The sequence below is a fragment of the Methylobacterium komagatae genome (genome assembly GCF_042661665.1).
Lineage (GTDB): Bacteria > Pseudomonadota > Alphaproteobacteria > Rhizobiales > Beijerinckiaceae > Methylobacterium > Methylobacterium komagatae.
On record NZ_JBHSWN010000001.1, the window covers coordinates 1,252,004 to 1,265,337 of the forward strand.

Annotated in this window: 10 protein-coding genes and 1 pseudogene; 8 read left to right on the forward strand and 3 right to left on the reverse strand. The window is 68.3% G+C overall.

Annotated elements, in window-relative coordinates; translation table 11 throughout:
- Positions 1-169 precede the first annotated feature (169 nt).
- The gene (locus ACFQE0_RS06055) at positions 170-415 is read left to right on the forward strand and encodes a type II toxin-antitoxin system Phd/YefM family antitoxin (RefSeq protein ID WP_378968025.1); all 246 of its coding nucleotides are present in this window, start codon (positions 170-172) and stop codon (positions 413-415) included.
- Positions 416-838, forward strand: coding sequence for a type II toxin-antitoxin system VapC family toxin (locus ACFQE0_RS06060; protein WP_378968027.1), 423 nt, complete (start codon positions 416-418; stop codon positions 836-838).
- An 18-nt stretch (positions 839-856) separates the two neighbouring features.
- Here the strand turns inward: ACFQE0_RS06060 and ACFQE0_RS06065 are convergent.
- The 3 genes and pseudogenes from ACFQE0_RS06065 to ACFQE0_RS06075 form a co-directional block, all read right to left on the reverse strand.
- Positions 857-2,823: pseudogene (locus ACFQE0_RS06065) on the reverse strand (potassium transporter Kup).
- A gap of 269 nt (positions 2,824-3,092) precedes the next feature.
- On the reverse strand, positions 3,093-4,412 hold the full coding sequence (gene ispG, locus ACFQE0_RS06070; protein ID WP_378968029.1) for a flavodoxin-dependent (E)-4-hydroxy-3-methylbut-2-enyl-diphosphate synthase: 1,320 nt from the start codon (positions 4,410-4,412) through the stop codon (positions 3,093-3,095).
- Positions 4,413-4,706: 294 nt separating this feature from the next.
- A complete protein-coding gene (locus ACFQE0_RS06075; protein WP_378968031.1) occupies positions 4,707-5,615 on the reverse strand; it encodes a LysR family transcriptional regulator in 909 nt (302 codons plus the stop codon).
- 135 nt (positions 5,616-5,750) lie between these two features.
- Between ACFQE0_RS06075 and ACFQE0_RS06080 the strand changes: the two genes are divergently transcribed.
- The 6 genes from ACFQE0_RS06080 to ACFQE0_RS06105 all read left to right on the forward strand — a co-directional run bounded on the left by ACFQE0_RS06080 (position 5,751) and on the right by ACFQE0_RS06105 (position 13,255).
- On the forward strand, positions 5,751-7,247 hold the full coding sequence (locus ACFQE0_RS06080; RefSeq protein WP_378968033.1) for a CoA-acylating methylmalonate-semialdehyde dehydrogenase: 1,497 nt from the start codon (positions 5,751-5,753) through the stop codon (positions 7,245-7,247).
- 79 nt (positions 7,248-7,326) lie between these two features.
- On the forward strand, positions 7,327-8,469 hold the full coding sequence (locus ACFQE0_RS06085; protein WP_378968035.1) for an acyl-CoA dehydrogenase family protein: 1,143 nt from the start codon (positions 7,327-7,329) through the stop codon (positions 8,467-8,469).
- On the forward strand, positions 8,469-9,509 hold the full coding sequence (locus ACFQE0_RS06090) for an enoyl-CoA hydratase/isomerase family protein (protein ID WP_378968037.1): 1,041 nt from the start codon (positions 8,469-8,471) through the stop codon (positions 9,507-9,509). The genes ACFQE0_RS06085 and ACFQE0_RS06090 overlap by 1 nt, the downstream gene beginning before the upstream one ends.
- A 175-nt stretch (positions 9,510-9,684) precedes the next feature.
- Complete coding sequence (gene mmsB, locus ACFQE0_RS06095; protein ID WP_378968039.1) at positions 9,685-10,578, forward strand: 3-hydroxyisobutyrate dehydrogenase; 894 nt, start codon at positions 9,685-9,687, stop codon at positions 10,576-10,578.
- The gene (locus ACFQE0_RS06100; RefSeq protein ID WP_378968041.1) at positions 10,578-11,351 is read left to right on the forward strand and encodes an enoyl-CoA hydratase; all 774 of its coding nucleotides are present in this window, start codon (positions 10,578-10,580) and stop codon (positions 11,349-11,351) included. The genes mmsB and ACFQE0_RS06100 overlap by 1 nt, the downstream gene beginning before the upstream one ends.
- 173 nt (positions 11,352-11,524) lie before the next feature.
- Positions 11,525-13,255: an AMP-binding protein gene (locus ACFQE0_RS06105; protein WP_378968043.1), complete on the forward strand. Its 1,731-nt coding sequence runs from the start codon at positions 11,525-11,527 to the stop codon at positions 13,253-13,255.
- The last annotated feature ends 79 nt before the right edge of the window (positions 13,256-13,334 follow it).

Here is a 13,334-nt window from a genome sequence, read left to right on the forward strand (position 1 = left end):
GAAAGATGGAATGCAGCGAATGCACTCAATTGGAACGGGTGTAAGGAGGCACCGGTTCGGTCGCAATGCGCGATCACCGTGCATGTGCGGTGGCGCACGTCGGTGGCGGAGCGTTGACGCCGCACGCCCATGCCCCCATCCTCTTGTCAGGCCCCCGCGAACCACGAACATGAGCACGGTCAACCTCGCCGAAGTGGAAGCCCACCTGGAGACGTTGCTCGACCGCGTCGCGGCGGGCGACACGGTGACGATCACACGCCATGGACGTGCGGTCGCCCGGCTGACGGCGGTTCGCAGCGAGCCGCGCAAGCCCGTCGACCTAGACGCCTTGCGAGCCACAACGATGGGGATGCCGGCGCAGGCTGAAGGCGCCGCCGAGTTCGTGCGGGCCATGCGCGACGGCGCCCGTTACTGAATGCCCTATCTGGACACTTCTGTGCTGGTCGCTGCCCTGACGGCGGAGACCGAGACGGCACGGATGCAAGCCTGGATCGCAGCGCAGGATCCCGACGATCTAATCGTTAGTCCGTGGGTCGTCACGGAATTCTCGGCCGCGCTCTCGATCAAGGTGCGGATGGGCCAACTTGGGACTGGTCATCACGGTCGGGCCTTGATGGCCTTTTCTCGACTCGTCACCGAATCCTTCGTGACGGTGCCGATCTCGGATTATGCCTTCCGCGAAGCGGCGCGCCTGGCCGACCGCTCCGAGACTGGGCTGCGTGCGGGCGACGCCTTGCATCTCGCGATCGCCGCGGGGGAGGGGCTGGTTCTGGCCACGCTTGATCGCAAGCTCGCGGAGGCAGGTAGGTTGCTGGAAGTCCCCACGACCCTCCTCTGACGGCAGAGCAGCAAAGCCCTACACCGTCACCTGCGTCCCCACCTCGACCACCCGCCCCGTGGGGATCTGGAAGAAGTCCGTCGCGTCGTTGGCGTTCTTGGCGAGCGTGATGAAGATCCGGTCCTGCCAGAGGGGCATCCCGGAATGGGCAGCCGGGCGGATCGAGCGGCGCGACAGGAAGAACGACGTCGCCATGATGTCGAACTTGAAGCCCTGGCGGCGCAGCAGCGTCAGCGTCTTCGGGATGTTCGGCGTCTCCATGTAGCCGAACTTCATCACCACCCGGTAGAAATGCGGGCCGACGGGATCGATGCGTACCTTGTCCGCCTCGTTCGAGCGCGGGGTGTCGACCGTCTCGACCGTGAGCACGACGTTCTTCTCGTGCAGCACCTTATTGTGCTTCAGGTTGTGCAGGAGCGCCGCCGGGGCGATCTCGGGATCGCTCGTCAGGAACACGGCGGTGCCGCGCACGTGGTGGGGCGGGCTTTTCTCCAGCATGGCGACGAGCTCGGTGAGCGGCACGTCGGTCTTGCGGGTCTTGTTGAACAGGATCGTCACGCCCCGCACCCAGGTCCACATCAGGATCACCAGGGCGCCCGCCAGCAGCAGGGCACGTAGCCGCCCTCGACCACCTTGATGAGGTTCGAGAGCAGGAACAGGAACTCCACCACGATGAACGGCAGCATCGCCGCCGCCGCCGCGATGGGCGACCATTTCCACATCCGCCACATCACCAGATAGGTCATGGAGGCGGTGAGCAGCATCGTGCCCGTGACCGCGATGCCATAGGCCGAGGCCAGCGACGACGAGGTCTTGAACAGGATCGCCAGCAGCACGACGCCGATCAGCAGGAGCGAGTTGATCTGCGGCAGGTAGATCTGGCCCGCATGGGATTCGGAGGTGTGGCGGATCTCCAGGCGGGGCAGCAGGCCGAGCTGGATCGCCTGCCGCGACAGCGAGAACGCGCCGGTGATCACCGCCTGGCTCGCCACCACGGTGGCGATCGTGGCCAGGACGACCATCGGCAGCAGGCCCCAGGCGGGCACCATCTGGAAGAACGGGTCCGAGGTCTCGGGCTTCTCGATCACCAGGGCGGCCTGGCCCAGATAGTTCAGGGCGAGCGCCGGGAAGACGAGACAGAGCCACGCCACCTGGATCGGCTTGCGCCCGAAATGGCCGAGATCGGCGAACAAAGCCTCGGCCCCCGTCACGGCCAGGAACACGGCGCCGAGTGCCACCAGGGCGCCCGTGCCGTGCCCGAGGAGGTAGTTCACCGCGTGCCAGGGGTTGGCGGCACGGAACACCTCCGGGTGAAGGGCGATGTGCGGCAGGGCCGCCGCCGCCATGGCCAGGAACCAGATGATGGTGAGCGGGCCGAAGAAGGCCGCGACCTTGGCCGTGCCCCGGTTCTGCACGAGGAACAGGGCGACGATGATCGCCACCGTGATCGGCAGCACGTATTCCTCGAAGGCGGGGGTGACGAGCTTCAGCCCCTCCACCGCCGAGAGTACGGAGATGGCCGGGGTGATCACCGCGTCGCCGTAGAACAGCGCGGCGCCCATCAGCCCGAGCATGAACACCACGCGCGAGCCGCCGAGCGCCTTGCGAGCCAGCGCCATGAGCGAGAGGATGCCGCCCTCGCCGTTATTGTCCATGCGCAGCAGGATCGCGACGTATTTCACGGTCACGATCAGGAACAGCGCCCACAGGATGAGCGAGACCGTACCGAGCACTTCCTCTGGCAGGAGGATGTTGTCGCTCTTGGCCGGGCTCAGCGCCTCGCGGAAGGCGTAGAGGGGGCTCGTTCCGATGTCGCCATAGACGACGCCGATCGAGCCGACGAGCAGGGTGCCGAACTTGGCATGGCCCTGCCGGGTCTCCGCCCGCTCAGGGGCGTCCAGGGCGCCGGAGGGCGTGGGCCCGTCCGTCTCTCCGGGCGCTGCGTCAGGCTGGGCGGTGGAGCCCGGTACGGCAGTCTGGTTCATGGGGATGTCGAAATTGTCCGCTCGGCCAGCGGCGGGCGGTGCGGCTCTTCGCGGTCCGGTTCGTGGGCCATCGGGGCGCGAAGGATCCGCCGGGCTGGCCGGCACTTGGGGTCTTGTCGCCTGACTATCACGCTCCCGTGCGGGCGGGAACCATGTGGGGTTGCGGAGTCGCTCCGCTCACCCGAAGAATGCCGCGCCCGGGGCTCTGCCCCCGGGCGTTACCGAAGGGCGTCGCGCACCCTTCGAGAAAAAGAGTGAACCGTGAGGTCCTACTCGGCGGCGGTGCGGCTGCCCTGGCCGAAGCGGCGCTCGATATAGTCGATGACGATGGTCTCGAAGTCCTTGGCCAGCGTCGCGCCGCGCAGCGTCATCGCCTTCTTGCCGTCGATGAAGACGGGGGCGGTGGGGCTCTCACCGGTACCGGGGAGCGAGATGCCGATATCGGCATGCTTCGATTCGCCCGGCCCGTTCACGATGCAGCCCATCACGGCCACGTTCAGACTCTCGACGCCCGGATAGGTCTTCTTCCACTCCGGCATGGAGGTGGTGATCCAGTTCTGGATGTCGCGGGCCAGTTCCTGGAACGTGGTCGAGGTGGTGCGCCCGCAGCCGGGGCAGGCCGCGACCAGCGGCACGAAGGTGCGGAAGCCCATCGTCTGCAGGAGTTCCTGCGCGACCTTCACCTCCACAGTGCGGTCACCGCCCGGCTCGGGGGTGAGCGAGTAGCGGATCGTGTCGCCGATGCCCTCCTGCAGCAGCACGCCGATGGCGGCCGAGGCGGCGACGATGCCCTTGGTGCCCATGCCCGCCTCGGTGAGGCCGAGATGGATCGCGTAATCCGAGCGGCGGGCGACCTCGCGGTAGACGGCGATGAGATCCTGCACCGCCGAGACCTTGGCCGAGAGGATGATCCTGTCCTTGCCGAGGCCGAGCTCTTCCGCGCGCTTGGCCGAGCCCAGGGCCGAACGGACCATCGCCTCGCGCATGACGGCGCGGGCATCGATCGGACGCGGGGACTTGGCGTTCTCGTCCATCAGGTGGGTGAGCAACGCCTCATCGAGGGAGCCCCAGTTGGCGCCGATGCGTACGGTCTTCCCGTACTTGATCGCCTGCTCGATGATGGTCGAGAACTGGGTATCCTTCTTCTCCTTGAAGCCGACATTGCCCGGGTTGATCCGGTACTTGGCCAGCGCCTCGGCGCAGGCCGGATGCTCGGACAGGAGCTTGTGGCCGATATAGTGGAAGTCACCCACGAGCGGCACGTGGACGCCGATGCGGTCCAGGCGCTCGCGGATCTTCGGCACGGCGGCGGCCGCTTCATCGCGGTCGACCGTGATGCGCACCAGCTCCGAGCCCGCGCGGGCGAGCTGGGCGACCTGCGCGACGGTGGCGTCGATATCGGCCGTGTCGGTGTTGGTCATGGACTGGACGACGATCGGTGCGCCGCCGCCCACCGTCACCGCACCTTCACCCTCGCCGACCGTGACGCCGACCGTGCGGTGGCGCGGGGTGGGGCCGGCGATCTCCGGGCCGAGGCCGGCCAGGGAGCCACCGGTGAAGAGGTTCTCGCTGTCGCTGCCGGCTTCCATGATGTTCCGTTTCCTTAGACTTCCGCCGTGCCCCGCGCACGCCACGCCCTCTTCCAGAGCATGGGCACGAGGGCGGCCGAGGGGATCGATTCGGGCGATCCCGAGCCGCGCAGCGCGAAGACAGAACCGCGCAGCGCGAAGACTGACCTATACAGCATCTTAGCTGCGAACGGCGCGGCGCGGAGTCAAGGCGGCCCGGCCCATGCCGGCTCTGCGTGCCTCATGTCCCATCCCCGCGTCGATGTCGAGGTTGATGGGGCGATTTGCCCTTCCTGTGGCGCGGGCGCGACGCGCTCACACCCCTGCGAACAGCTCCCGCGCACCCTCGACCTCGCTCGCGATGAAGGCCGCCACCGCGCGGATCGGGGCAGCCTGCCGGTGATCCTCGTGGATGTGCATGTGAAAGGCGCGCGTCAGCGACACCGCTTCCGGCAGCACTGCCCTCAGGCCCGGATGGGCAGCGGCAATGAAGGCGGGGAGGATGCACAGGCCCGCCCCGGCGAGCGTCGCGTGGACCTGCGCCAGCAGGTTGGTGGAGCGCAGCCGCGCCGAGACCGCCGGACCGAGCACGCCGAGATAGTTCAATTCGCGCGTGAACAGCATGTCTTCGATGTAGCCGACGAAGGGATGCCCTTCGAGGTCGGCGACGGCCTGGATCGGCGGGTGCTTCGCGAGGTAGCTCTCGGCGCCATAGACGAAGAGCCGGTAATCGGTGAGGCGGCGCGCCACCACCCGCGCCTGCTGCGGCGGGGACAGGCTGACCACGATGTCGGCCTCTCGCTTCGACAGGCTGAAGATCCGGGCGGTGGCCATGATCTCCACCTCCAACCCCGGATGCCGCCGTGTCAGCCGGTGCATCCGGGCTGCGAGGAAGACGCTGCCGAACCCGTCCGGCGCGCCGATCCGCACCGTGCCGGACACCGTGTGGGCGGCCTCCGTCGCCGCGCTGGCCGACACGAAGGCGCTCTCCATGCTCTCCGCGGCGGCGAGCAGGTTCTCGCCCGCTTCCGTCAGCGCGTAGCCGAGGTTGCTGCGGTGGAAGAGCTGCGCGCTGAGGGTGTCTTCCAGCGCGCGGATGCGGCGCCCGACCGTGGTGTGCTCCGTACCCGTCTGCCCGGCGGCGGCGCTGAGGGTCCCCGTTCGCGCGACCGCGAGAAAGAAGCGCAGATCGTCCCAGCTTCCGGTAACCCTTCTCGCGACCATCGCCCGAACCAAGCCTGTGACAAACGCCGTGCATCGATGCACGACCGCTGCGAGCCGGTCCAGCTTTATCGTTCAGCGCGCTCTGCTAACCTTGGTCAAAAGCCGGATTCGGCAGACTTCATAGGGAGGTGCGCCATGCGCAACGTCGGACATTTCATCGGCGGCCGTATCGTAGGCGGCGAGAGCGGCCGGACGGCCGATGTGTTCCACCCCTCGACCGGCGAGGTCCAGGCCAAGGTCGCGCTGGCGAGCCGCGCCGAGATGCGCGCGGCAGTCGAGAACGCCAAGGCAGCCCAGCCGGCCTGGGCGGCGACCAACCCGCAGAAGCGCGCCCGCGTCATGATGCGCTTCCTGGAGCTGATCCGCGGCTACAACCAGGAACTGGCCGAACTCCTCGCCTCCGAGCACGGCAAGACCGTGCCCGACGCCAAGGGCGACATCCAGCGCGGCGTCGAGGTGGTCGAGTTCGCCTGCGGCATCCCGCACCTGCTCAAGGGCGAGTACACCGAATCGGCCGGCACCGGCATCGACGTCTACTCCCTGCGCCAGCCGCTCGGCGTGGTCGCGGGCATCACGCCCTTCAACTTCCCGGCCATGATCCCGCTGTGGAAATGCGCCCCGGCCATCGCCTGCGGCAACGCCTTCATCCTGAAGCCGTCCGAGCGTGATCCTGGCGTGCCGATGCGCATCGCCGAGATCTTCCTGGAGGCGGGCCTGCCGCCGGGCATCCTCAATGTCGTGAACGGCGACAAGGAGGCGGTCGACGCGATCCTCGATGACGAGGACATCTCGGCCGTCGGCTTCGTCGGCTCGTCCTCGATCGCCGAGTACATCTACGTCCGCGCCGCGCAGACCGGGAAGCGCGCCCAGTGCTTCGGCGGCGCCAAGAACCACATGATCATCATGCCCGATGCGAACATGGACCAAGCGGTCGATGCGCTGATCGGCGCGGGCTACGGCTCGGCGGGCGAGCGCTGCATGGCGATTTCGGTCGCGGTGCCGGTGGGCGAGAAGACCGGCGACCGCCTGATGGAGCGGCTGATCCCCCGCGTCGAGGCTCTGAAGATCGGCCCGTCCCATGACGAAGCCGCCGATTACGGCCCGCTCGTCACCCGCGAGGCGGTGGAGAAGGTGCGCGGCTACATCGAGACCGGCGTGAAGGAAGGCGCGAAGCTTGCCGTCGATGGGCGCGGCTTCAAGCTCCAGGGCTACGAGAACGGCTTCTACCTCGGCGGCTCGCTGTTCGATCACGTGACCCCGGACATGACGATCTACAAGGAAGAGATCTTCGGGCCGGTGCTCTCGGTGGTGCGGGCGAAGGATTACGAGGAGGCCTTGGCCCTTCCCTCGACGCACCAGTACGGCAACGGTGTCGCGATCTTCACCCAGGACGGCGATGCCGCCCGCGACTTCACCACCCGCGTGAACACCGGCATGGTCGGCGTGAACGTGCCGATCCCGGTTCCGATCGCCTACCACACCTTCGGCGGCTGGAAGCGTTCGGGCTTCGGCGACCTGAACCAGCACGGGCCGGACTCGATCCGCTTCTACACCAAGACCAAGACCATCACGCAGCGCTGGCCGAGCGGCATCAAGAGCGGCGCGGAGTTCTCGATCCCGACCATGCGGTAAGTTCTGGGCATCCCCTCTCCCCGCCTGTGGGGAGAGGGGGTACACCCGCGCTTCGTTCCGAGACCGGGGAGGACCACCCATGCAATTCGGCCTCGACGAGGACCAGACCGCGATCCGCGACATGGCCGCCGCCTTCGCGGCCGACCACATCGCCCCCCACGCGATCGAGTGGGACGAGACCAAACATTTCCCCATCGGCACGCTCCGTGAAGCCGCCGCGCTGGGCATGGCGGGGATCTACGTCCGCGAGGAATCCGGCGGAACCGGCCTCGGGCGGATCGAGGCGGCGTTGATCTTCGAGGCGCTGGCACAAGGGTGCCCGACCGTCTCGGCCTTCCTGTCGATCCACAACATGTGCGCCTGGATGATCGACGCCTACGGCTCGGACGAGCAGCGGGCGCGGTTCCTTCCCGGCCTCACCGCGATGGATACCATTGCGAGCTACTGCTTGACCGAGCCGGGCTCCGGCTCCGACGCGGCGTCGTTGCGCACCCGCGCCGAGCGCGACGGCGACCATTACGTCCTGACCGGCGAGAAGCAGTTCATCTCCGGCGCGGGCGCCAGCGACCTCTATGTCTGCATGGTCCGCACCGGTGAGCCGGGGCCGAAGGGCATCTCGGCCGTCGTGGTGGAGAAGGACACGCCCGGCCTCTCCTTCGGCGCCAACGAGCGCAAGATGGGCTGGAACGCGCAGCCTACCCGCGCCGTGCGTTTCGACGGATGCCGCGTACCGGTGGCCAACCGCCTCGGCGCCGAGGGCGAGGGATTCCGGATCGCCATGAGCGGCCTCGATGGCGGGCGGATCAACATCGCCGCCTGCTCCCTCGGTGGTGCCCAGGCGGCGCTCGACAAGGCGCTGGCCTATATGGGCGACCGCCGGGCCTTCGGCGGCAAGCTCACCGATTTCCAGGCACTGCAGTTTCGCCTCGCCGACATGCAGACGGCGCTCACCGTCTCGCGGACCTTCCTGCACCATGCCGCCAGGGCCCTCGACGCCAAGGCGCCGGAGGCGACGCAGCTCTGCGCCATGGCCAAGCGCCATGTGACGGATGCCGCCTTCGAGGTGGCGAACCAAGCCCTGCAGCTGCATGGCGGCTACGGCTATCTGGCCGAGTACGGCATCGAGAAGATCGTCCGCGATCTGCGCGTTCACCAGATCCTCGAAGGCACCAACGAGATCATGCGCGTGATCATCGCCCGCGCCCTGATCGGAGGCCGCTGATGGACGAGGTGATCGTCGAGACCGAAGGCGCGCTCGGCCGCATCCGCCTCAACCGTCCGAAGGCGCTGAACGCCCTGAACCACACGATGGTCGGGCTGATCGACAAGGCGCTCGATCGTTTCGCCTCCGATCCCGCCATCGCCGCCGTGCTCCTGACCGGCGAGGGCGAGCGCGCCCTCTGCGCGGGCGGCGACCTGCGCTCTCTCTATGAGGACGGGACGGCGGTGGCCGCCGATTTCTGGCGGGACGAGTACCGGCTCGATGCGTGCATCAGCCATTACGGGAAGCCGTTCGTGGCGGTGATGGACGGCATCACCATGGGCGGTGGCGTCGGGCTGTCGGGCCATGCCGCGCACCGCGTCGTCACCGAGCGCTCCCGCGTCGCCATGCCGGAAACCGGTATCGGCTACCTGCCCGATGTCGGCGGGACGTGGCTCCTACCCCGCGCGCCGGGCGAACTCGGCACTTATCTCGGCCTGACCGGCGCGCAGATCGGCGCTGCCGATGCCATCCTCTGCGGCATGGCCGATGTGTTCGTGCCCTCGGCCTCGCTGCCGGACCTGATCCAAGCCCTGGCCGGAGGCGAGGACACGGACGCCGCCCTCGCCCGCTTCGCAAAAGACCCCGGCCCGGCGCCCCTGGCCGCCCACCGCGCCGTGATCGACCGCTGCTTCGCCTTCGACATGATGGACGAGATCGTCTCGGCCCTCGACGCGGACGGTTCCGGCTTCGCCGCCGAGACCAAAGAGGTTCTCCTCACCAAGGCGCCATCGAGCCTCGTACTGACGCTCTGCCTGCTGCGCCTCGGCCGCGCGGCGCCGACCCTGGAGGCCTGCTTGGAGCGCGAGTTCCACGCCTCGCTCGCAGTGCTCGAAGAGGGCGATTTCCGCGAGGGCATCCGCGCGGCGGTGATCGACAAGGACAAGTCACCGCGCTGGAACCCTTCGAGCCTCGACCAAGTCGACCCCGCCCGGATCGCCCGATGGCTGGAGACGCGGGCGGAGCCGGTGTTTTCGAAGGATCGCACCGGGCCGGTGTGAGGTGAACACCAATTGCCTCTCACTCTCGGCCTCATCCTGAGGTGCTGCGAAGCAGCCTCGAAGGAGGGTTCCGGGATTCTCGGAGCGATCTGGAGCCCTCCTTCGAGGCCCGCCAACGAGGGCGCCTCAGGATGAGGGTGTGGGTGGGAGACCATCAGGGACAGGGAGGACGACAATGGCACGCACGATCGGCTTCATCGGGCTCGGCAACATGGGCGGCCCCATGGCCGCCAACCTCGTGAAGACCGGGCATCGCGTCCGGGGCTTCGACCTCGTGCCCGCCTCCCTCGACCTCGCCCGCGAGGCGGGCGTGACGGTGGTCGGCTCGGCCCTCGAAGCTGCCCAAGGCGCCGAGGTGGTGATCACCATGCTCCCCGCCGGGCGCCACGTCATCGAGGTCTGGACCCAGATCGCCGAGGCCGTTCCCGAGGGCACGCTGCTCATCGATTCCTCCACCGTCGACGTCGAGAGCGCCCGCAAGGCGCACGCCCTGGCGAAGGCGCGGAGCTGCCTCTCCGTCGATGCGCCGGTCTCCGGCGGGACGGGTGGCGCCAAGGCCGGGACGCTCACCTTCATGGCGGGCGGCGAGGAGGCCGCCTTCGCCGGGGCCGAGCCGCTGCTCAAGGCCATGGGCAAGAACGTGTTCCATTGCGGGCAGGCCGGGGCCGGTCAGGCGGCCAAGATCTGCAACAACATGATCCTCGGCATCTCGATGATCGGCGTCTGCGAGGCTTTCGCACTGGGCGAGAAGCTCGGCCTGTCGCACGAGGCGCTCTACGACGTCGCCTCGGTCTCCTCCGGCCAGTGCTGGTCTCTGACGAGCTATTGCCCGGTGCCGGGTCCCGTGCCCGCCTCGCCCGCCAACAACGGCTACAAGCCGGGCTTCGCCGCCGCGCTGATGCTGAAGGATCTGCGCCTCGCCCAGGCCGCCGCGCTGGCGGCCGGCGCCTCGACGCCGCTCGGCGCCGAAGCGGCACAGATCTACGGTTTGTTCGACGGCCTCGGCCACGGGGGTGAGGACTTTTCCGCCATCATCCGTATGCTCCGCGGCACGGAAGGACAGGCGTGATGAGCTACGAGACCATTCTCACCGAGACGCGGGGGCGGGTTCTCCTCCTCACGCTCAACCGGCCGAAGGCCCTCAACGCGATCAACGCGCAGCTCACCGCCGAGGTGATTGAGGCGGTGACCAAGGCCGATGCGGACCCGGAGATCGGCTGCATCGTCATCACCGGCTCAGAGCGGGCCTTCGCGGCGGGTGCCGACATCAAGGAGATGCAGCACCTCACCTATGCCGAGGTCTACGGTAAGGATCGCTTCGCCGATTGGGAGCGGTTCAACGCCGTGCGCACGCCGATCATCGCGGCGGTGGCGGGCTACGCGCTGGGCGGCGGCTGTGAACTGGCGATGATGTGCGACTTCATCCTCGCCGCCGACACGGCGCAGTTCGGTCAGCCGGAGATCAAGCTCGGCGTCATGCCCGGCATGGGCGGCAGCCAGCGCCTCGCCCGCTATGTCGGCAAGGCCAAGGCCATGGAGATGTGCCTGACCGGGCGCATGATGGATGCGACTGAGGCTGAGCGCTGCGGCCTCGCCTCGCGCATCGTCCCCGCCGCCGACCTCGTCGAGGAGGCGGTGAAGACCGCGACCATCATCGCCGGCATGTCGAAGCCCGCCGCCATGATGACCAAGGAAGCGGTGAACCGCGCCTACGAGACCACCCTCGCCGAGGGCCTGCGGCACGAGCGGCGGGTGTTCCACGCCATGTTCGCCACGGACGACCAGAAGGAGGGCATGGCCGCCTTCGTGGAGAAGCGCCCAGCGACGTTTTCTCATAAGTGACACCGGGTTTCCCCTCTCAAGCCTCATCCTGAGGTGCCGTCGCGCGAGCGGCGGCCTCGAAGGAGGGCTCCAGGACCTGCTGAGACTGCTGGGCTCTCCTTCGAGGCCGCTTCGCGGTACCTCAGGATGAGGGAGGGGGAACGCGAGACGAACAAAGAGAGGGGAGGACGACCATGCCGAGCTTCCGGGAAGCCCGCGATCTGCTGCTGGCCCATCGCACGGATTACGCCGCCGCTGTCGAGGCCTTCGCATGGCCCGATCCGGTGCCGTTCAACTGGGCGCTCGACTGGTTCGATGCCGGCCTGGCCGCCGACTATCCCGACCGCCCGGCCCTGCGCATCGTGGAGGCCGCCACCGGGGCCGAGCAATCGCTCACCTTCGGCGAATTGAGCCGCCGCTCGAACCAGGTGGCGAACCACCTCGCGGGCCTCGGGCTGAAGCGGGGCGACCACCTGCTCCTGCTGCTCGGCAACGTGCCGCCCCTGTGGGAGACCTTCCTCGCCGCCATGAAGCTCGGCGTGGTGGTGATCCCCGCAACCACCCTGCTCACCGCCGAGGAACTGGCCGACCGGCTGGAACGCGGCCGGGCCAAGGCCATCGTGGCCGGGCCGGAGCAGATTTCACGCTTCGCCAAGCTGGATACGACGGACGTCATCCGCATCGTTACGGGCCCGGCGACGGATGGCTGGCGCGCCTTCGACGAGGCATTCGCGGCCTCCGAAAGCTTCTCCCCCAGCCAGCCGACCGGGGCCGAGGATCCGCTGATCCTCTATTTCACCTCCGGCACCACCGCGAAGCCGAAGCTGGTGCGCCACAGCCACCGCTCGTATCCGGTCGGCGCCCTGTCCACGATGTACTGGCTCGGGCTTCAGCCCGGCGACCAGCATTGCAACGTCTCGTCCCCCGGCTGGGCCAAGCACGCGTGGTCGTCGCTGTTCGCGCCCTGGAATGCAGGGGCGACGATCCTCGTGATCAATCAGGCGCCGTTCAACGCCCGCATCCTGCTGGACCAACTCGAGAAGACCGGTGCCACGACGCTGTGTGCTCCGCCGACCGTCTGGCGCATGGTGATCCAGGAGGAACTGAAGGGGCGGACCCTCAAGCTGCGCGAGGTCTGCGCGGCGGGTGAGCCCCTGAACCCCGAGGTGATCGAGCGGGTGAAGTCGGCCTGGGGCCTCACCATCCGCGACGGCTACGGCCAGACCGAGACCACCGCGCTGATGGCGAACACGCCCGGCCAGCCCGTGGTGCCCGGCGCCCTCGGGCGGCCCCTGCCCGGCTACCGGGTGCGGGTGCTCGATGCCGACGACCAGCCCGCCAGCGAGGGCGAGGTCTGTCTCGAACTCGGCGCCCACCGCCCCGCCGGGCTGATGCAGGGCTACGATGACGGGCGCGGGCGCCTGACCGGCGCCGAAGGCGACCTCTACCGCACCGGCGACGTCGCCTTCGTGGATGCGCAGGGCTGCTACACCTTCGTCGGCCGGGCCGACGACGTGTTCAAATCCTCCGGCTACCGGATCAGCCCGTTCGAACTGGAAAGCGTGCTGATCGAGCACCCCCTCGTCGCCGAGGCGGCGGTGGTGCCGGTGCCCGACCCGCTTCGCTACCTGATCCCCAAGGCCTATGTGCTGCTCACCGCCTCGGCCAAGGCCGGGCCGGAGGCGGCCCTCGACATCTTCCGCTTCACCAACGTCAAGCTCGCGGGCTTCAAGCGCCTGCGCGCCCTGGAATTCGTGGACGAGCTGCCCAAGACCATCTCCGGCAAGATCCGCCGGGTGCAGCTGCGCCGCCTGGAGCATGACGGCGTGACCGACGATCCGTATCGCGGCATTGCCTTCACGCAGGCCGATTTCCCGGAACTGAAGGGCGAAGCCGAGCGCAAGCCCGACCAGACGGCGGGGTGACGCCCCACCCGCGCGTCGCCGGTGAAACGGAATCCCCACGGTTAACGACACCTCGCCGCGATCAGGCGAATTTAGCGGA

Coding starts and splice junctions, on each gene's coding strand:
- ACFQE0_RS06055 (WP_378968025.1), top strand. CDS start 170: ATGAGCACGGTCAACCTCGCCGAAGTGGAAGCCCACCTGGAGACGTTG.
- ACFQE0_RS06060 (WP_378968027.1), top strand. CDS start 416: ATGCCCTATCTGGACACTTCTGTGCTGGTCGCTGCCCTGACGGCGGAG.
- ispG (WP_378968029.1), bottom strand. CDS start 4,412: ATGGAAGCCGGCAGCGACAGCGAGAACCTCTTCACCGGTGGCTCCCTG.
- ACFQE0_RS06075 (WP_378968031.1), bottom strand. CDS start 5,615: ATGGTCGCGAGAAGGGTTACCGGAAGCTGGGACGATCTGCGCTTCTTT.
- ACFQE0_RS06080 (WP_378968033.1), top strand. CDS start 5,751: ATGCGCAACGTCGGACATTTCATCGGCGGCCGTATCGTAGGCGGCGAG.
- ACFQE0_RS06085 (WP_378968035.1), top strand. CDS start 7,327: ATGCAATTCGGCCTCGACGAGGACCAGACCGCGATCCGCGACATGGCC.
- ACFQE0_RS06090 (WP_378968037.1), top strand. CDS start 8,469: ATGGACGAGGTGATCGTCGAGACCGAAGGCGCGCTCGGCCGCATCCGC.
- mmsB (WP_378968039.1), top strand. CDS start 9,685: ATGGCACGCACGATCGGCTTCATCGGGCTCGGCAACATGGGCGGCCCC.
- ACFQE0_RS06100 (WP_378968041.1), top strand. CDS start 10,578: ATGAGCTACGAGACCATTCTCACCGAGACGCGGGGGCGGGTTCTCCTC.
- ACFQE0_RS06105 (WP_378968043.1), top strand. CDS start 11,525: ATGCCGAGCTTCCGGGAAGCCCGCGATCTGCTGCTGGCCCATCGCACG.